At 65.1% G+C, this 16,632-nt stretch carries 21 protein-coding genes and 1 pseudogene; 12 read left to right on the forward strand and 10 right to left on the reverse strand.

The features are described from left to right. Positions 1-381: 381 nt before the first annotated feature. Both CKW06_RS02290 and CKW06_RS02295 read right to left on the reverse strand, forming a co-directional pair. The gene (locus CKW06_RS02290; protein WP_231910867.1) at positions 382-711 is read right to left on the reverse strand and encodes an energy transducer TonB; all 330 of its coding nucleotides are present in this window, start codon (positions 709-711) and stop codon (positions 382-384) included. A 91-nt stretch (positions 712-802) separates the two neighbouring features. Further along, a complete protein-coding gene (locus CKW06_RS02295; RefSeq protein WP_024957154.1) occupies positions 803-1,012 on the reverse strand; it encodes a hypothetical protein in 210 nt (69 codons plus the stop codon). Between the two features lie 668 nt (positions 1,013-1,680). Here CKW06_RS02295 and CKW06_RS02305 point away from each other — a divergent pair. From CKW06_RS02305 to CKW06_RS02325, 5 genes are all read left to right on the forward strand, one after another. Continuing rightward, positions 1,681-2,148: a hypothetical protein gene (locus CKW06_RS02305; protein ID WP_231910869.1), complete on the forward strand. Its 468-nt coding sequence runs from the start codon at positions 1,681-1,683 to the stop codon at positions 2,146-2,148. 9 nt (positions 2,149-2,157) lie between these two features. Continuing rightward, positions 2,158-3,096, forward strand: coding sequence for an XVIPCD domain-containing protein (locus tag CKW06_RS02310; protein WP_024957152.1), 939 nt, complete (start codon positions 2,158-2,160; stop codon positions 3,094-3,096). Positions 3,097-3,229: 133 nt separating this feature from the next. Beyond that, positions 3,230-4,156 (forward strand): XVIPCD domain-containing protein, encoded by a 927-nt coding sequence (locus tag CKW06_RS02315; RefSeq protein WP_024957151.1) that lies wholly within the window; start codon positions 3,230-3,232, stop codon positions 4,154-4,156. Between the two features lie 166 nt (positions 4,157-4,322). Then, positions 4,323-5,468 carry a YncE family protein gene (locus tag CKW06_RS02320; RefSeq protein WP_038646122.1) on the forward strand — a complete coding sequence of 382 codons (1,146 nt, stop codon included), beginning with the start codon at positions 4,323-4,325 and terminating at the stop codon, positions 5,466-5,468. A gap of 12 nt (positions 5,469-5,480) precedes the next feature. Further along, positions 5,481-6,353 carry a hypothetical protein gene (locus CKW06_RS02325; protein WP_095052028.1) on the forward strand — a complete coding sequence of 291 codons (873 nt, stop codon included), beginning with the start codon at positions 5,481-5,483 and terminating at the stop codon, positions 6,351-6,353. A gap of 26 nt (positions 6,354-6,379) precedes the next feature. Here the strand turns inward: CKW06_RS02325 and CKW06_RS02330 are convergent, their stop codons facing one another. Together CKW06_RS02330 and CKW06_RS02335 are read right to left on the reverse strand one after the other, a co-directional pair. Next, positions 6,380-6,772, reverse strand: a complete 393-nt coding sequence (locus CKW06_RS02330) for an XVIPCD domain-containing protein (protein WP_024958112.1) — start codon at positions 6,770-6,772, stop codon at positions 6,380-6,382. Positions 6,773-6,835: 63 nt separating this feature from the next. Next, complete coding sequence (locus tag CKW06_RS02335) at positions 6,836-7,315, reverse strand: DUF4440 domain-containing protein (RefSeq protein WP_024958111.1); 480 nt, start codon at positions 7,313-7,315, stop codon at positions 6,836-6,838. Positions 7,316-7,536: 221 nt separating this feature from the next. Here CKW06_RS02335 and CKW06_RS02340 point away from each other — a divergent pair, with 221 nt between their 5' ends. Both CKW06_RS02340 and CKW06_RS23705 read left to right on the forward strand, forming a co-directional pair. Then, positions 7,537-8,349 (forward strand): alpha/beta fold hydrolase, encoded by an 813-nt coding sequence (locus CKW06_RS02340; RefSeq protein WP_024958110.1) that lies wholly within the window; start codon positions 7,537-7,539, stop codon positions 8,347-8,349. A gap of 9 nt (positions 8,350-8,358) precedes the next feature. Further along, positions 8,359-8,532 (forward strand): hypothetical protein, encoded by a 174-nt coding sequence (locus CKW06_RS23705; protein ID WP_005412082.1) that lies wholly within the window; start codon positions 8,359-8,361, stop codon positions 8,530-8,532. A gap of 91 nt (positions 8,533-8,623) precedes the next feature. Here CKW06_RS23705 and CKW06_RS02350 read toward each other — a convergent pair whose 3' ends face one another. Next, positions 8,624-9,304, reverse strand: coding sequence for a hypothetical protein (locus tag CKW06_RS02350; RefSeq protein WP_024958109.1), 681 nt, complete (start codon positions 9,302-9,304; stop codon positions 8,624-8,626). A gap of 133 nt (positions 9,305-9,437) precedes the next feature. Here CKW06_RS02350 and CKW06_RS02355 point away from each other — a divergent pair, with 133 nt between their 5' ends. Further along, positions 9,438-10,097 (forward strand): hypothetical protein, encoded by a 660-nt coding sequence (locus CKW06_RS02355; RefSeq protein WP_024958108.1) that lies wholly within the window; start codon positions 9,438-9,440, stop codon positions 10,095-10,097. Between the two features lie 69 nt (positions 10,098-10,166). Beyond that, on the forward strand, positions 10,167-11,135 hold the full coding sequence (locus tag CKW06_RS02360) for a polysaccharide deacetylase family protein (RefSeq protein ID WP_024958107.1): 969 nt from the start codon (positions 10,167-10,169) through the stop codon (positions 11,133-11,135). Positions 11,136-11,138: 3 nt separating this feature from the next. Here the strand turns inward: CKW06_RS02360 and CKW06_RS02365 are convergent, their stop codons facing one another. The 3 genes from CKW06_RS02365 to CKW06_RS02375 form a co-directional block, all read right to left on the reverse strand. Further along, complete coding sequence (locus CKW06_RS02365) at positions 11,139-11,981, reverse strand: class I SAM-dependent methyltransferase (protein ID WP_024958106.1); 843 nt, start codon at positions 11,979-11,981, stop codon at positions 11,139-11,141. A gap of 127 nt (positions 11,982-12,108) precedes the next feature. Then, a complete protein-coding gene (locus CKW06_RS02370) occupies positions 12,109-12,432 on the reverse strand; it encodes a hypothetical protein (protein ID WP_005407869.1) in 324 nt (107 codons plus the stop codon). Positions 12,433-12,501: 69 nt separating this feature from the next. Then, the gene (locus CKW06_RS02375; protein ID WP_005407870.1) at positions 12,502-12,918 is read right to left on the reverse strand and encodes a hypothetical protein; all 417 of its coding nucleotides are present in this window, start codon (positions 12,916-12,918) and stop codon (positions 12,502-12,504) included. A 90-nt stretch (positions 12,919-13,008) separates the two neighbouring features. On the opposite strand from CKW06_RS02375, the gene CKW06_RS02380 reads away from it, so the two are divergent. Next, positions 13,009-13,293, forward strand: a complete 285-nt coding sequence (locus CKW06_RS02380; protein WP_012478993.1) for a hypothetical protein — start codon at positions 13,009-13,011, stop codon at positions 13,291-13,293. 88 nt (positions 13,294-13,381) lie between these two features. Here CKW06_RS02380 and dmeF read toward each other — a convergent pair whose 3' ends face one another. Further along, complete coding sequence (dmeF, locus tag CKW06_RS02385) at positions 13,382-14,356, reverse strand: CDF family Co(II)/Ni(II) efflux transporter DmeF (RefSeq protein WP_024958650.1); 975 nt, start codon at positions 14,354-14,356, stop codon at positions 13,382-13,384. A 48-nt stretch (positions 14,357-14,404) separates the two neighbouring features. On the opposite strand from dmeF, the gene CKW06_RS02390 reads away from it, so the two are divergent. Then, entirely contained in the window at positions 14,405-14,689 is a 285-nt protein-coding gene (locus CKW06_RS02390; RefSeq protein ID WP_005407873.1) for a metal-sensing transcriptional repressor, read from the forward strand. A gap of 95 nt (positions 14,690-14,784) precedes the next feature. Here CKW06_RS02390 and CKW06_RS02395 read toward each other — a convergent pair. Continuing rightward, a pseudogene (locus CKW06_RS02395) lies at positions 14,785-15,160 on the reverse strand (MerC domain-containing protein). A gap of 69 nt (positions 15,161-15,229) precedes the next feature. On the opposite strand from CKW06_RS02395, the gene CKW06_RS02400 reads away from it, so the two are divergent. After that, positions 15,230-16,555, forward strand: coding sequence for a GTP-binding protein (locus CKW06_RS02400; RefSeq protein ID WP_005407875.1), 1,326 nt, complete (start codon positions 15,230-15,232; stop codon positions 16,553-16,555). The last annotated feature ends 77 nt before the right edge of the window (positions 16,556-16,632 follow it).

A 16,632-nucleotide genomic window follows, 5' to 3' on the forward strand; every position in this document is an offset into this window, starting at 1 on the left:
CTGGCAAGCGTAAAGCACTGGGTATTCAGACGGGTTTTCGAGTCCCGCGCCACCCTTTTCCGGTGGCACGCCAAGAGATACCCGTACAGCTACCAAATGCCAAGAAACTGCAGAACCGACGATTGCCAGTCCTGACGCTTTCGGCATTGTCGCACACGGTGTTAAGCCAGCAAGCGATTGCGCTGCAACGGTCTTGGAGGGCTTGGCGTTATTGGCCCCAAGCGCAGGATTACTCGCAGTCAGCGCCTTGGCGCAGGGCCGATCGCGACAGATTGGACCAGCGGTTCAGCCGGGCGGCGCCTCGGCCGGAGGCACGAAGCTCAAACGCACCCGAACCCGCGCATGTCGCGCGACGCCATCAACCACAACCGGATCAAAGCGCTACTTGTCCACTGCGGTAAGGGCCGCACGATCAAGCTCCCGCAGTCCGCTGGACCGCGCCACCATCACGTTGGAAACGTGGCCCAGCTCATTCAGTTGAGCAACCAACAGCACCTGCATGGGAGCCTGCAGGAAGGTATCGGGTGGCGTGGCAGGGGCCGTTGAATACTCAATGGCAGGCGCCTGCTGCAGCTCGAAGGTGGGGTTGTCACCGCGCTCCACGAACACTTCACTGGAAACCTGCGGGTTTGCCGCCATGGCCATGGCAGGTGTAGCGCCCAGCAGCATCAGAACGAAGTCCAGTGCCAGGGTAGTGTTCAAACGGGGCACACGTGGTTTCCATTCCGGTGCGCTGCCAGCGTAGCGGCCATCCCTTGGCATCGCTTGCCTTGAATGCCGGCGTGCGGGATTTCTGCGCGGCTCACATAGGCGCGCCCGGCCGTGGCCACAGCGCATCGTCGCGCTCCAGGTCGTAGTCGCTGCCAAACGCCAGCGCCGCCTCGCGCGGTGGGAGGTCTGCGTAGCAGCCCAGCAGGTAGTCATCCATGCCGGCATCGCTATGGTCGATGGCGAACAGGTGGAGGAGCTCCTTGTCAAAGGCTTCCAGCCATGTGGGGTGGATCTTGGTCATGGGCATCCTCCAGTGGGGACGGGGGGAGGCTTAGGCCTGTCTCAGCGGCTGTGACGGTGCGGCCCCGCCCAAATTTGGCGGGGCCGCATCCGCTTCGCTTTCGGCCGTTGATCAACTCGTATGGCAAGCTGCAGCGCAAGTGGCACAGCCATTCGACTGCCGGTACCACCTCCGGGCTTCAGCAACGGCCGTCCTACAGCTGGTGTGCAAGCCGAGGTCCTGTGTGGACTGGGCGCGAGCAAGCCAATAGCATCCCTGTTTATGCACCTCATGGTCTCCATTGGCCTGCGGCGTTCTGTTCACAAAGTAGCGGTCCATTTACTACTCCCTATGCGTGTACGGTAAGCGCACCATTGCGCGTGGTCGACTTTGATCACTCCCAGTCGCAGGAGCCGCGACGCAGCGAACTTCGTCGCAGAATCATCTGCGGCCGGGGTGTATAAGTACGGGCGAAGGCGCCTTCAACGTCTTCGATGAGCCTTGGAAGAGGAAAAGCGATGTTTCGACAAGGAAGATGGTTGGTCTGCCTGGCCTTGATACTGTCAGGTTCCCTGCTGAGCGGCTGCCGAGCCAGCTCGGAGGCGGTACCCGGGCCGCGTGCTCCGGCAGAGAACGGGACCCTGGTGCCCTTCGTCAGGCCGCTGCCGCTGGTAGCAATGACCACACCCATGGTGGTCGAGTTCACCCTACCGCCCCCAGGGAAAAGCTCCTCGCCAACCTTGTTTCTTGGAATCCGGGTGGGTGGAGAAGACGGGCTGAAATCACTGAATACGAGCCGTGAGATCCGCAGTATGGGCCTACCCGCCGAGGTGAAACTGGAGCGGCTGGAGGCGCAGAAGCGCATTCCTGTTCCGTTGGTGAGGGTGGAGTCGGTGGCAGGCACGCCCGCGCGTATTGAGCCCATCGGACCCACGGGCCGGGTGGAAGCCGGGTGGTTGGATGACGTCGATCATCAGTCTCTGCAGTCAGCAGGATTGGAGACGCCTGACAGTCACCACACACAACTTGCCCTCGCTTGGGCTCAGGAACTGCAGCCTGGCCACTACAGGCTGAGCATGCAGATACTGAAGCCTGATGATCGATTGGCGGCCACGCAAGCCGAGTTGCTGGTGGCCTACGTAAACAAGTCGAAGTAGGAGTGCGTCATGGACGACAAGTACACAGTCACAATCTTCGTTGCCGCTCCCGGCACGCCGCTGCTGGCTGGAGGGACATCCAGCGCCGGCCACGTATACTACAAAGTGGCACATGGCAAGGACGAGGTGAGCTTTGGCTTTGCACCCATCGAGCATGGCGTCGTGACTGGGCCTGGAATGGTCTACAACAATGACGCCGAGCAGTACAAAGACCCGTACTACACGCGGACGATGGAAATCAGCAAGCGGCAGTACGACAAGCTGGTGGAATTTGGCACAAAGCCCGGCGAGCATGGATTCAGTACTGAGTATCACGGGGTGGAAAACAGCTGTATCGACTACACGTGGGGCGCACTGAATCACGCCGGCCTTCATCGAACCAACCTTCTCTTTATGCAGGACAAGAGCTTCGAAGGTGGCCTGAAACCGCTCAGCAATGTGGAGTACATCCGCAGCATCCGCGCGCCCTTTCCAGATAGCGCGCTGAATAGCGAGCACTACAACAAAATGCCGGAGAGAACGTTGATGCAGCGAATCATCAGCGATGAGCGACTGCCGCAGGGCGATCGCGATATGCTCGATTCCATCCGCAAGGGAATAGCGGGCATTGATGAGGCGCATGGCCGCTCCTACGATGGGACCAGCGAGCGGATGTCAGTGGGCTTGTTGGCCACGGCCAAGGAGAGCGGGCTGGAGCATGTCGACCATGTGGTATTGGGCAATGCTCCAAGCGATGGTTCGCCGCAGCGACTGTTCGTCGTGCAGGGGGAGCTCAACGATCCTGCCCATGTGCGAGCTTCGATGACGGCGGAGGAGGCTGCGCGAACACCGGTGGAGCAGTCATTCGCCAAGGTCGAGCAGATTTCGCAGACCCAGCAGGAGCGCGCCTTGTTGGCGCCGCAGGAGCCGGCCCTGGAACAAACCCGGGCGCCGCTGCAGATGGGCTGACTTCCAGCGACTGCACGGAAGATCACAGTTTCGAGCGCCTTGGCCTCGAAACTGCTTCCATCTCCACCTGCCTCCCATCCCACCTATGCCATCATCCAGCCAGGACCGCAGCACCCATCAAGGCTGAACAGGCATGGAGCAGGCAACACGCTACACCGCAACGCTGTACCTGGCCGCCCCCGGCACCCCGCTGAAGAGTGGGGGCACCTCGCCGCGCGGCCATATGTACCTGCAGGTGGCAGCAGGCGACGAGGCCCACAGCTACGGCTTCGCACCACCGCGCCAGGCGCCGGGCGAAGCCCGCACCGGCGTGCAGTACGCGCAGGTGCGCCACGATGATGCCGACGAACATCTGGACCCGTACTACAGCCGCACCCTGGAAATCACCGAGGAGCATTACGGCTGTCTGCGTGATTTCGCCGAGGAGCCGGCCGAGTTCGAATTCGATGTGGATCGCCCGGCCACCATCAACCGCTGCAGCGATTTCGTCTGGGCGGCGCTGCACTATGCGGGCTTGCATCCGCTGCCGGCGCCGCTGGACGGCGGCAGCAACCTGGGCGAGTTCGCGGTGCTGTTCAACCTGCCGGAAATCCAGTGTATTGGCGCGCCGTACCCGGGCAGCGATCTGAATGCCGAAACCCATCATGCGATGCCCGAGCGCGAGGCCGAGCACCATCGCCAGGGTGACCGCGCCAGCGATGAGCCGCCGCCGACGCCGATTGAAGTGGCCGGTACGTTGCTGGATCCCTCGCATCCAGACCATCGTCTGTTCTCGCAGCTGATCCAGAAAGTGGCCGAACTGGATGCGGCGCATGGCCGCCCGTTCGATGCCGCCAGCCAGCGCATCAGCGCCAGCTTGCTGGTGCTGGCCAAGCAGAACAATCTCTCGCGCGTGGACCACGTGCTGCTCAGCCGGCCGACGAAGAGCAGCCATGCGGCGGAGAGCATCTTCATCGTGCAGGGCGACCGCAACGATCCCGGGCACCGCCGCGCCAGTATCGCCACCGAGGTGGCGGCCAAGACCGATGTGGCCGATTCACTGCGGTTGAAGGAGCAATAATCCGCGCGCCTGCCATACGCGCGTCGGCGCACGCCACGCCCCCCACCTGCTACCATGCCCCCGCAACCCCAGCCAGCCCACCCTGCGCAGACAGATGCGGGGCGGGCCGTCGCAGTACGGCCCAGCGAGCCAGGACACCTTCCCGTGCCCATTCAAGGACGCTCGCATGTTCCGTAATCCTCTCTTCCGTTCGGCCGCGCTGGCCCTCGCTGTCTCGCTCAGCCTCGGCGCGCCCTCCGCATTCGCCGACAACGCACCCGCCGCCAGTGCCACCGCCGCCGTGCAGCGCCAGGCCGTGGCCAAGGGCCTGTACGAGCTGGCCTACAGCCCGAAGCAGAACGCCGTGTTCGTGGCCTCGTCCGGCGGCTTCGGCGATGACGCCGGCCCGGCCCAGGTGCTGCGCTTGAACCCGGCCACGCTGGCCGTGGAAACCCGCATTCCGCTGGAGCGCAAAGCCTTCGGCGTGGTGCTGGATGACGCCCACAACCGCCTGTACGTGGGCAACACCGTGGACCTGTCGGTGACCGTGGTCGACACCGCACAGAGCAAGGCCGTCGGCACCATCCAGCTGATGGAGAAGAAGACAGGCAAGGACGGCAAGGCCGCTTACACCCACGACCTGCGCGAGCTGGTGGTCGACAGCGCCGCCAACCGCCTGTACGTGACCGGCCACAGCAGCCAGCCGGACGTGAGCAGCGTGCTGTTCGTGATTGATACGAACACGCTGAAGGTAATCAACACCATCGACGGCCTGGGCAATGCCAAGGCGCCGGGCCTGGCGCTGGATGCGGCCAACAAGCGCGTCTACACCACCAATCTGCTGGCCGACCTGGTGGTGGTGGGCACCGATTCGAACAAGGTGGTGGCGCAGCACAGGATCGCCGCCGAGCAGCCGATGAACATCGCGCTGGACCCGGCCGGCAAGCGCCTGTTCGTGACCGACCAGGGCTCGGAATTCCTGCGTGGCTACCAGGCCAAGAGCAGCGGCCTGGTCAGCAAGCATCCGGGCCAGCGCGTGCTGGTGCTCGACCGCAGCACCGGCAAGGAACTGGCCAGCATCCCGACCGATGCCGGCCCGCTGGGCATCCTGCTGGACGCACCGCGTAAGCGCCTGTACGTGACCAATCGCGAAGCGGGTACGGTGACGGCGTACAACAGTGACAGCTACCAGAAGGTGGCGACCTACAAGGTGCCGACCCACCCGAACAGCCTGGCGCTGGATGCGAAGAACAACGTGTTGTTCGTGAGCATCAAGAACGGCGAGAAGGACGACAAGGGCGCTGACGAGAGCGTGGCGCGGATTCAGTTGTAAGGAGTCGAACGAGTGGCCACTGTGGACTTGATCCACAGTGGTCAACAAATGGATGAACCTGCAGAATGCTGGCCGCTCCTACTGGGTCAGGAAAACATGGAAATTCTTGCGCGCACTGTTGATCGCCTCAGAGCGCTGAATATGGAGAAAAAATTCTACCTGCTCGGAGCATCACTGCTGGCGGTGTGGATTTTCGAGGTGGTAAGAACCGGGAATCAGTACAGCTTCCAGGCTGCTCTTGTCCTAGGCTATACATTGATGGCGCTGGGGTTGATGACCTGGCTTATCCCAGTCCTTCAGGGGGCATGGAGGTATGGCTATGTGCGCAGGCTGATGCTGATGCTGCACTTGGGGGTTATTCTTGTGGCGGCCATGATCGCGCGAAACATCATGACTAGCGCAACCGGTCTCCCGGGGCAGGATTTCGTCATGGCTACCGGAGCGCTAGCGCTTCCGCTTTACATATTTGTTTGGCTGACGCTGGCAATGTTGCTTGTAGGCTTGGCGACCGTTGTCTGGCAAATCACGTTGGGATTGGTGGCGCTCGGAGTGCCACTTCTGGCGATGCTGATCCCTTCTGTCGGCCGGCGTGTAAAGAGTAGATTGGAAGGGAAGAAGAACATCGCACTGGCACGGCTTCTGGGCGTAGTTGGATTGTTCGGCGGGCTTCTTGTCTCAAGTCAACAGTTGAGGGATTTTCAACCCGAGCTTGAGCGGGTAGGGCTTTGGATTGCGTACTATGGCGATTATCAAGCAGCCGACAAGTATCCGGGCTTGCCCGCCGACGATCGCACGCTGATGCACGCCAACGGTGTTTACTCTGTGGCGAGACGTCAGCCGGGCGGCGTTATCTCTATTGAGGTCCATTACTGGAAAATGCCGTAAATCGTGAAGATAGCTTCAGAGAAGCATCACCCCAACCGGTGCGCAGGATTCTGCATCTCCTGCGCTTGGGTTTCGACCTGCGGCTGCACACCCACCCCCAACTTCTGCATCGACTGCTCCACCGGCGTCTGCGCTGCCACAGCCGTCGGGATCATCGCGCGCAGGTGCGCCGGATTGGCCGGGTCGCCCTGCACGACGAAGACGTTATGCCCGGCCGGATGATTGGCCGTGGCGTTGCTGACCAGCACATGGTCGACCTGCTGCAGGCCCTGCTCGCGGGCGAGCACAGTCAGGCTGGCGGTCAGTCGCTCGCTGGTCTGGTCGAACGGGCGGCCATGCTGCGCGTCCAGTGCGGCCACGCCCTGGCGGACCTGCTGATTGAGGCCATAGTCGGGGTGGTTGGGGGTGATCTCTGCCATGGCCATCGAACGGTAGCGGTGGGTCGTGGGTGAACCCCCCAAGTATAGATCCGGCCCGCGAAGTCAGTCTGCCGGCCGATGGTCATAGCTGATCACCCGCTCGGCCAACCAGCGCCCGTCCACGCGACGCCAGACCTGGATGAAGCGGGCCTGGCCCACCCAGCGCTCCACGCCGTCCTTGCCGCGTTCATGGAAGCGGTGGTCGCCGATTTCCAGCGCCCGCTCGTCGTGTAGCGGGAACACCTGCAGCGAAGGCTCCGCCCGCTCGCGGCGCAGGCTCCAGCCGCCCTTGCGCGCATTGCTGCACATGTTGGCCACGCTGCGGCGGAAGTCTTCGCGGCTGCTGGCCGACTTGCCATCCTTGTCATGGAAGAACTCCATGTCCTGGGTGGTCATCGCGGCGGCCTTGTCGGCATCGCAGGCTTCGAAGGCGGCGGCGAACAGCTGGGTGTCGGCCTGGCGGATCTGCTCGCGCAGGTCATCGGAGGGCGCGGGTGCGGCGGCGAGGCCGGCGGCCAGCAGGGGCAGGGTGAGCAGCAGCATGGCGAGTTTCCAGGGAGGGTTCACGCAGGCTCGCATGGCGTTTGGGGCGCTGCAGCCGGCGTCCGACGAAACGGCCCTTCCACGGAGTGAATGCCCGCATTGACGGCCCGGCTCCAGCGGCGTCGCCTGTGCAGGGGATGTCATGGCGGCCGGCGATTCCATCACGGTCGCGATAGGGGCCGGCCCGTAGCCTGAAATCCTCCCCTTCCACAGGAGGTTCCATGCCTGCTTCCCGCGTCCGCCTGCACGTTGAAGACACTGGTGGCGACGGCCGCCCGGTCATTCTGATTCACGGTTGGCCGCTTTCCGCCGACGCATGGAAGACGCAGGTGTCGATCCTCCGCGACGCCCAACACCGGGTGATCAGCTACGACCGGCGCGGCTTCGGCCGTTCCGACAAGCCCGCCGAGGGTTACGACTACGACACGCTGGCGGCGGATCTGGCCGGGGTGATCGAGGAACATGACCTGCGCGGCGTGACCCTGGTCGGTTTCTCGATGGGCGGCGGTGAGGTTGCGCGGTATGTGGCCAATCACGGGCAGGAGCGCCTGCACAGCGTGGTGTTTGCAGCAGCGGTGCCGCCGTATCTGCTGCGCGGCGAGGACAATCCGGAAGGTCCGCTCACACAGGACAAGGCCGACGAAATGCGTAGCGGTCTGGAGAAGGATCGCGAGGCGTTCTTCGATGGCTTCACCCGCGATTTCTTCAGTGCCGATGGCAAGCTGATGGTCACCGAGGATGAGCGCCAAGCCGCAATCGCGCTTTGCCATCAATCCGACCAGACGGCGGCGCTGGGTTGCATGAAGGCGTTTGCCACTACCGACTTCCGCGACGATCTGAAGAAGATCACGGTGCCAACCCTGATCCTGCACGGTGACAGCGACGCCATCGTGCCGTTTGAAGGCTCGGGCCAGCGCACGCACCAGGCCATTCCGGGCAGCGAAGTGGTGATCCTGGAAGGCGCACCACATGGGTGCAATACCAGCCATGCGGACCACTTCAATCTGGCGCTGCTGAACTTCCTGAAGCGGTAAGCTGCGGCCATGCGCCAGACCAAGACACCCCCGTGGAAGAAGCCCAATCCCAAGGGCCAGACCTCGCAGCCGCTGTCGCCTGCACAGAAAGAGGCGGCGCGGCAGCGGGCGGAAGAGAATGGCCGGCGTTATCCGAATCTGGTGGACAACATGTGGGCCGCGAAGCTGCCGCGCGGGTCCTGATCTGTAGAGTCGAGCCGTGCTCGACCCCGCACGGTGCCCATCCACGCATGGCGTGGATCTACTGCAACAGCGGCCTGGCCTGGCCCGGCATCTACATGCCGTCCAGCGGCGTCCAGCCGGGTTCCAGCCATGGCGAGATCTCGCTCTGGCGGACGGTGATTGCCTCCGTCGGCAGCCCCGCCAAGCGCGCAAGTTCTGCACGCAGCAGCTCGGAATCCACCGGCCCGGCCGTAGCCACCTGCAGCCGATCACTCTGATGCCTCACCTGTACCGGTAGCGTGGCGTGCGCGTCATGCTGGCCGCCGGTGCGCCCGATCGGGTAGCGCATTGTTACCGGCCGTGACAGCTGCGCCAGTGCGGGCTGCCACGCCTGCAGCACGAAGGGCTGCCCGGCAGCGGGAACATGTACTTCAGCAATCGTGGCCGGGTAGCCCGTAAGGCTCTCGACCAGCACCTGGAAGCGCGCGCCATCCGGCATGACCAGCACGGCGGCAATCAACGCAGAGAACGAAACGAACACCGCCGCGAGGTTCCAGCTGCGCGGCGCGGTGGCCGGACGCGTTGCGGTGCGCAGGCCCGGTCTGCGCCGCAGCTTGCGCGCGTAGATGCGCCGGTCCTTCCTGCGCGGGCTGCTGCTGTGCTCGGGCAGGTTCAAGGGCACCCGTGGAAGGCGCGCCACGCGGGCCTTGATCAGGCGCGACAGCAGCATCCACGCGATCACGAACGCCAGCAGCGGAAGCAGCGTTCGCACCCACAGATACAGCGTGACCATCCACAACACCTCTACATGCGACCATCCATGCTCATCCACATCCTACCGGGACCACGCGGCGGTTGTCGTATCCGCCAGCCGACAAGCACAGGGCGCTTGGTTAGGATGGTCCTTTGTTGTCACGGATGAACCGATGGTCTCTGCTGCTGCCCGCTTCTGTCGTATCTGTGGTCCTGGCCCGATTCTGCTGGCACTGCAGGTGGTGGCGCTGCTGGCGGTAGCCCTTGCAGCCGGCTTCTTCCACTACCGCGTGGGATTGCTGCTGGAGCCGGTGGATGACGCATGCGGTGGGCCTGATCCTGTCGCGCGCATGCAGGTTGCAGAACAGCTGCTGGCGCGGTCCGCTGCGCTTGCACCATGGCAACCGTTGCAGTGGATTCCGATGGCGGGGGTGATACTGGCGTTGCTGGGCGCGATGTCGATCAGCGTCTACCGCCTGGGGCGTCTGTCCGAACGCCTGCGACGCGCCAACTGGGGGGTGATGGCCCTGCACGCCGCGATCCTGGCGCTGGCCCTCAGGGCATTGCATCTGTACGACATGGCGTGGACCAGCGTGGCCAAGCTGTCCCCAGCGGCGTGCCTGGTGGAACTGGGCGAACAGGGCCGGTTGCCGCTGGCACAGGCGCAGCAGGTGGTGTTCGAGATCCTCACCCATGAGCATGCGCCGCTGCTGCGCAATCCCGATGACCTTGCCCTGGTGCTGGTCGCGTTGATGCTGGTGGCAATGGCTGCAGGATTCATGCTGTGGCGGGCGATCGTGCGCGAACGTCAGGTGCAGTCGCCCAGCCCCTGAGGGGGTGTGACCGACCACGCGCCCGCAATCGCGCTACAGTCTGCGCTTCGCTCCTGCAAGGATGTGCCAATGCGTTGGTTGCTGCGTGCTGTACCGCTACTGCTCTGCTCGTTGGCGGTACACGCCGCCGAGGTGGACCGCCGGATTGCGGTGACCATCGACGACCTGCCCTGGGCGCGGGTGGACGAGATCGTTCCGCCGGATCTTCAGTCGCGGCACGAAGCGCTGATGGCGCAGCTGCATCAGGCAGACGTGCCGGTGGTCGGCTTCGTCAACGAGAACAAGCTTGAGATCGATGGGCAGGTGCAGCCGGCGCGGGTGCAGATGCTGCGCGACTGGCTGGACGCCGGTTATGTGCTGGGCAACCACACCTACTCGCACATGGACCTGAACGCCAAGGGCGTGCCTGCGTTCCAGCAGGATTTCCTGCGTGGCGAGGCGGTGCTGCGGCCGTTGCTGGCCGAGCGCGGGCTGAAGCCGCAGTGGATGCGTCACCCCTATCTGCGTGCCGGGCGCACGCCGGAAGAACGCGCGCAGATGGACGTGTTCTTCAAGCAGCATGGCTACCGCGTGGCACCGGTGACGGTCGACAACGGCGAGTGGGTGTGGGCGTTCGCCTATGCCAACGTGGTGAACGAGCAGCCGGATTCCCCGGCGCGCGAGGCGACGCTGGCGCAGCTGCGCAAGGGCTATGTGCCGTACATGCTGAACAAGCTGGACTACTACGAGAAGCAGTCGCAGGCGCTGCTGGGTTACGCGCTGCCGCAGGTCTGGCTGATGCATGCGAACGAACTCAATGCAGCCACGTTCGCCGAACTGGTGGCGGCGACGAAGCGGCGCGGCTATCGCTTCATTTCGCTGGACGAAGCGATGCGTGACCCGGCCTATGCGCGGGGCGCCGAAGGCTACAGCGGCCGTTACGGCCCGAGCTGGCTGCACCGCTGGGCGATGGCGGAGAAGAAGCCGAAGGACTTCTACGTCGGTGAACCGGAAGTGCCGAAGTGGGTGATGAAGCTGGCGAAGGTGGACTCGGAATGAGGCTCAGCGCTTGACGGCCAGCACGCCGTCAAGCGCCAGTTCGGCCTTGAACCCCGCCTTTTCCAGGCGCTTGGCCACTTCACGCGGCACGTCGCGGCCGCTGGTCAGCTTGTTCGGGGCGCCGGTGTAGTGGAACAGGCGACCGCCCTTGCGGATGACGCGGGCGAGGTGGTCGTAGAACACCTGCGAGTACAGTTCGCCGGCGATGCCGAAGCGCGGCGGGTCGTGCAGGATCGCGTCGACGCTGTTGCTGGCCACCTGTTCGATCTGCTGCGAGACATCGCCGTGGCTGAATTGCAGGCGGCCACCAGCCGCAGCCGATTCCGGATCCGGCGACCACGGGTTGAGCGTGCGCAGCCACATCACGTCGGCATTCTTCTCGAACGAACGGATCTGGCCGACGCCGGCCTCCAGCGCGCAGGCGGCGAAGTAGCCCAGGCCACCGCAGGTATCGAGGATGACCTTGCCGGCCGGGGCGACCAGCTCCACCTTGCGACGCGCGTCCTCGAACGGTGACAGCTTGGAGGTCGGCAGCATCTTGATGCCGTCGATCTCGAAGGTCGGTGCGCCCCATTCGGTCGGCACCAGCTTGATCAGCGAACCGCTGTAGCGCGAAATCGGTGCGAAGTCCTCGCCGTCCCAGTAGTACAGCGTGCGGTCCTTCAGCTTGCCCGGCCACGGGTAGGGCTGGCCACGGAAGTGGAAGCCGTCGGCATCCAGCACCACGCTGTCCTCGCTGCGGCCGAGGTCGAGCGAGCCCTGCCAGTCGGCGGCGCCCTTGTCATGGGCACGGCGCAGGGTATCGGCGCTGTCGCGGGTCAGCAGGGGGCCGGTGTAATGGGGCACGGCGGGTACCGGGGCGGTTCGGGGGAGGGCATGGTACCGCAGCTGTTGCCGGGGCCACGTGTGGCTGCTGCAGTAGATCCACGCCATGCGTGGATGTAGACGGGAGGAGCCGAGCGTGGGCTCGGCGCTACCGCTGGCTGGTGCAGCTGTAGCCGTGTGTGGCTCCTTCTCCTGAAATCATGTTGACGCCGCGTGAGGGCTGCATGCCCTGCAGCGCGCACGACCGACGATGGACGTCCTGGGTTTCCGGTGTCTGCCGATCAAAGTCGTAGCGCAGGCTGCCGTCTTCCTGCAGCAGCCAATGCACGGTAACGCGTTCGTGGCGACCATCACCGAGATCCCAGTCCAGGGTGCGCATGACCAGGGTCTGGCCATCGGGCAGCTGCCGGACTTCGTCATAGGCCCCCTCGGTCTTCGGCGCGCTTACCGCAAGCAGCAGAAACAGCAGCATTGGCATCGCTCCTCAAAGAAGACAGGATGCGCCCATAGTGCCCTGAGCCGCCATCAGAATCATTGCGCCTTACGGGCACTTCACCGCATACACCGGCCCAGCACCGATCAGCATCAACGCCATGTAGTCACTATCGCTGGCCTTGCCCTTCAACGTCGCGTCCTTGTTGAAATGGAAGATGCCGAAGCCGCCCGCCATGCGGATCAACGCGCTGTCGATCTGCTCGGCGTCATCGCGGAAGTAGCGGCTGATCTCGCTGCGGGTGGCCTTGTGCAGGGCATTCGGCTCGCGCTGCCACTGGTCGCCGCGGCTGAAGGAGACGAAGTACTGGCCGCCTTCCCTGTCGATGCGGAAGTCGGCCGGTTTGCGCACGCCGGTGGCGAAGCAGCCCTGCAACGGGTCGGCGCTGAAAGGAAGCCCGGCATCGCCACTGCAGGCGGTGAGCAGCAGGACGGCACCGGGCAGCAGCAGGCGAAGCATGCGCATGGGATGTCCCTACAGGGCAGGTGCGGCTAGTGTAGGCGGCACTCGGGCGTCGCCCGTACAGAAATTCGGCAAGAACAAAGGGGTTTTCGGATGGCGCAGGGCAAGGCACCGTGGTGCGGCATGGCCAGTTGGCTGGGGATCGCTGTGGGTTGGGGAGCCGGCACATTGGCGGCGCAGGCGGCGGTGGCCGCAGGCGGCAATGGCATGGCTGCGGGATTGGGCGTGGGCGTGCTGGGCGCGGCACTGGTGGGCTGCGGCCTGGCGGTGGCCTCGCGCGTGCGCGGCGAGCGCTGGCCGTGGATCGGCATCGGTGGTGCGGTGCTGAGTGCGCTGCCGCTGCTGATGTACCTGCTGCGGATGATGCTGAAGCTCTAGCGGTAGTGCCGGCCGCTGGCCGGCAACTGCAGTTTGGGTCCGAAGCTCATGAGGTTGCCGGCCAGCGGCCGGCACTACCCGGTATGGATCACACGATGCGGTGAATCTCCACCGTCACGTGCACCAGCTCCTCATGGATCGCCAGCGCCTTGCGCACGGTATCCGCATCCAGGCGGGCGTCGCTGGTAACCACGCTGGCGCTGACCGCGTACTTGCCGCGACCGACCTGCCAGACGTGCAGGTCGGCCAGGCGCGCCGGCCAGGGACCCTGTTCGATCACTTCGCGAACTTCGGCCACCACCGGTGCGTCCATCTGCGCGTCGAGCAGGATGCGGCCGCTGTCGCGCAGCAGGCCGACAGCCCACACCGTGACCAGCACGGCGCCGACCAGGCCCATCACCGGGTCCAGCCAGGTCAGGCCCAGCAGCTTGCCGCCGAGCAGGGCGACGATGGCCAGCACCGAGGTGGCGGCGTCGGCCAGCACGTGCACGTAGGCCGAGCGCAGATTGAGGTCGTGACCGTGCGCATGGCCGTGATCGCGGTGTTCGTGGTCATGCCCGTGATGATGGCCATGGTCATGCCCGTGGTGGTGATGCGCGTGGCCCGGGCTGTCGTGCAGCCACCACGCGCAGAGCAGGTTCACGCCCAGGCCTACCGCAGCGATCGCGATGGCTTCGTTGTAGTGGATCGGCGCCGGTACCCACAGCCGCTGCAGTGACTGCACGGCCATCAGCGCGGCGACGCCGAGCAGGGCGATGGCGCTGGTGTAGCCGGCCAGGATCTCGATCTTCCAGGTGCCGAAGGCGAAGCGCGGGTCGTGCGCGTAGCGGCGCGCGCAGCGGTAGGCGAACACCGCCAGGCCCAGCGCCAGCGCGTGCGAACTCATGTGCCAGCCGTCGGCGAGCACGGCCATGGAGTTGAACCACCAGCCGCCGACGATCTCCACCAGCATCATGCCGAAGGTCAGCCACAGGGCGCGGCGGGTATTGCGTTCGGCCAGCGGGTTGCCGTCGTCGAAGCGGTGTTCGTGGCGACGGGCGGCGGCGAGGGCGTCCAAGTGCATGGCGGCGGGAGCTGGAGTGGATACCCCCATAGGGTATATGATCCCGCCATGGCGCATGTACACAAGAATCGAAAGCAGCTGCTGACCCGGGTGCGCCGCATCGCGGGCCAGGTGGCGGCGTTGGAGCAGGCGCTGGACCAGCCCGAGGGTAAAGCCGGCGACTGTGCGGACGTTCTGGTGCAGGTCGCCGCCGTGCGCGGTGCCGCCCACAGCCTGTTGATGGAGCTGCTGCACGAGCACCTGCAGGAACACGTGGTGGGTGCCGACGACCCGCAGCAGCGGGCGGACGAGGCCGCGGTGCTGGTGGAGCTGCTGCGCCGCTACGGCAAATAGGCCGGGGGGCGGTAGAGTCGACTGTCAGTCGACTGCTCTTCGTACAACCAACGAAAAACCCCGCGCTTCGCGCGATAGTCGACTAACAGTCGACTCTACCCCGCGTGGCGGTGCCGCGCGTTCCAGATATGCGTTGCGGCCAGCAGCAGGCTGCCGGTGACCGTCATCGGCGTTTCCCAGTCATGTGAGGGCAGCGCCAGCGCGCCGGCCAGCAACAGGCCCAGACCGACGCCGGCGGCGGCCCAGGCCAGTACGGGCAGCGGGTGACGGCGCTCGGCGCGCCATAGCGCGTAGCCGGTCAGTGGCAGGGCGATGGCCACGAACAGCAGGGTGCACCCATTCCGCTTCGGCCCAGGTGCCGAACAGGGGGAGCGCGGCGGCCAGCAGGGGCAGCGCCAGGCAGTGCAGCAGGCACAGGCTGGACAGGGCGACCGCACCGGCATCAAGCAGGGCGGCAGAAGGCGACTTCATCGGGGGAGGTTCCTTGCGCAACAATTGTTATACAGTAACATTTCCGTTCCGCAGCCAACCCGCTCCGACATGAACACTGTTTCCCGCGCCGACCGTCGCCTTCCGGTCACCGTGCTGTCCGGCTTCCTCGGGGCCGGCAAGACCACCCTGCTCAACCAGATCCTGCGCAACCGCGAAGGCCTGCGCGTGGCGGTCATCGTCAACGACATGAGCGAGGTCAACATCGATGCGCAGCTGGTGCGCGAGGGTGGCGCCGAGCTGCGCCGCACTGAAGAGACGCTGGTGGAATTCAGCAACGGCTGCATCTGCTGCACGCTGCGCGATGATCTGCTGCAGGAAGTGCGGCGCCTGGCCGATGCGGGTCGCTATGACTACCTGCTGATCGAATCGACAGGCATCGGCGAGCCGATGCCGGTGGCGGCCACCTTCGCGGTGCGCGACGAACATGGCTTCAGCCTGAGTGATATCGCGCGGCTGGACACGATGGTGACGGTGGTCGACGGCAGCGCGTTCCTGGCCGACTTCGGCTCGACGTCGCGACTGGCCGAGCGCGGCCAGCAGGCCGGCCCGGAGGATGATCGAGGTGTGGTTGACCTGCTATGCGAGCAGGTCGAGTTCGCCGACGTGATCGTGGTCAGCAAGGTGGACCAGGTGGATGACGAAGCGTTGCAGGACACGCTGGCCGTGTTGCGTGGCCTGAACCGCGACGCGAAGCTGCTGCTGTCCAGCTTCGGCGATGTGCCGCTGGCCGAGCTGCTGGATACCGGTCGCTTCGACATGGAGCGTGCGCAACGTGCGCCGGGCTGGGTGAAGGAACTGCGGGGCGAGCACACACCGGAAACCGAGGAGTACGGCATCGGCAGCTTCGTCTACCGCTCGCGACGTCCGTTCCACCCGGCGCGCTTCGCCCGCGCGCTGCAGTCCGGCGTGCCCGGCGTGATCCGCAGCAAAGGCTGGTTCTGGCTGGCCAACCGCATGGACTGGGTGGGTGAGCTGAACAGCGTGGGCGCGGCGACGCGCACGCAGGCGGCGGGCTTCTGGTACGCCGCACGTGACCGCGTGCGGGCCGGGCTGGAAGACACCGCGCCGTTGTTGCCGCCCACGCCGCTGCCTTACAGCGACCTCGGATGGGCGCGGCAGCAGGCCGATTGCTGGAGCGCGCCGCTGCCGGGGCCTGAAGAATTCCCGGATTCGGCCGCGCACGCGGCGATGCAACGGCTGTGGCATCCCTTGTGGGGCGACCGTCGCCAGGAACTGGTGGTGATTGGGGTGCACATGGATGAGCGTGCGGTGCGCGCAGAGCTGGATGCGTGTCTGCTCAACGACCAGGAGCTGCGTGCGGGGCCATTGCTGTGGCAGCAGTTGCCGCAGGCGTTCCCGGTGTGGAAGCGTTGACGGTGCATTGAGGATCCATGGGTTGCCGGCCAGCGGCCGGCACTACCCCCTGGTCGATACGTCATGCGTGGATGGAT

The organism is Stenotrophomonas maltophilia, assembly GCF_900186865.1.
GTDB lineage: Bacteria > Pseudomonadota > Gammaproteobacteria > Xanthomonadales > Xanthomonadaceae > Stenotrophomonas > Stenotrophomonas maltophilia.

What these genes read in the sequence shown, in the direction of transcription:
- CKW06_RS02295 (WP_024957154.1), bottom strand. Translation starts at nt 1,012, where the DNA reads ATGACCAAGATCCACCCCACATGGCTGGAAGCCTTTGACAAGGAGCTC.
- CKW06_RS02305 (WP_231910869.1), top strand. Translation starts at nt 1,681, where the DNA reads ATGGTGGTCGAGTTCACCCTACCGCCCCCAGGGAAAAGCTCCTCGCCA.
- CKW06_RS02310 (WP_024957152.1), top strand. Translation starts at nt 2,158, where the DNA reads ATGGACGACAAGTACACAGTCACAATCTTCGTTGCCGCTCCCGGCACG.
- CKW06_RS02315 (WP_024957151.1), top strand. Translation starts at nt 3,230, where the DNA reads ATGGAGCAGGCAACACGCTACACCGCAACGCTGTACCTGGCCGCCCCC.
- CKW06_RS02320 (WP_038646122.1), top strand. Translation starts at nt 4,323, where the DNA reads ATGTTCCGTAATCCTCTCTTCCGTTCGGCCGCGCTGGCCCTCGCTGTC.
- CKW06_RS02330 (WP_024958112.1), bottom strand. Translation starts at nt 6,772, where the DNA reads ATGGCAGAGATCACCCCCAACCACCCCGACTATGGCCTCAATCAGCAG.
- CKW06_RS02335 (WP_024958111.1), bottom strand. Translation starts at nt 7,315, where the DNA reads ATGCTGCTGCTCACCCTGCCCCTGCTGGCCGCCGGCCTCGCCGCCGCA.
- CKW06_RS02340 (WP_024958110.1), top strand. Translation starts at nt 7,537, where the DNA reads ATGCCTGCTTCCCGCGTCCGCCTGCACGTTGAAGACACTGGTGGCGAC.
- CKW06_RS23705 (WP_005412082.1), top strand. Translation starts at nt 8,359, where the DNA reads ATGCGCCAGACCAAGACACCCCCGTGGAAGAAGCCCAATCCCAAGGGC.
- CKW06_RS02350 (WP_024958109.1), bottom strand. Translation starts at nt 9,304, where the DNA reads ATGGTCACGCTGTATCTGTGGGTGCGAACGCTGCTTCCGCTGCTGGCG.
- CKW06_RS02355 (WP_024958108.1), top strand. Translation starts at nt 9,438, where the DNA reads ATGGTCTCTGCTGCTGCCCGCTTCTGTCGTATCTGTGGTCCTGGCCCG.
- CKW06_RS02360 (WP_024958107.1), top strand. Translation starts at nt 10,167, where the DNA reads ATGCGTTGGTTGCTGCGTGCTGTACCGCTACTGCTCTGCTCGTTGGCG.
- CKW06_RS02370 (WP_005407869.1), bottom strand. Translation starts at nt 12,432, where the DNA reads ATGCTGCTGTTTCTGCTGCTTGCGGTAAGCGCGCCGAAGACCGAGGGG.
- CKW06_RS02375 (WP_005407870.1), bottom strand. Translation starts at nt 12,918, where the DNA reads ATGCGCATGCTTCGCCTGCTGCTGCCCGGTGCCGTCCTGCTGCTCACC.
- CKW06_RS02380 (WP_012478993.1), top strand. Translation starts at nt 13,009, where the DNA reads ATGGCGCAGGGCAAGGCACCGTGGTGCGGCATGGCCAGTTGGCTGGGG.
- dmeF (WP_024958650.1), bottom strand. Translation starts at nt 14,356, where the DNA reads ATGCACTTGGACGCCCTCGCCGCCGCCCGTCGCCACGAACACCGCTTC.
- CKW06_RS02390 (WP_005407873.1), top strand. Translation starts at nt 14,405, where the DNA reads ATGGCGCATGTACACAAGAATCGAAAGCAGCTGCTGACCCGGGTGCGC.
- CKW06_RS02400 (WP_005407875.1), top strand. Translation starts at nt 15,230, where the DNA reads ATGAACACTGTTTCCCGCGCCGACCGTCGCCTTCCGGTCACCGTGCTG.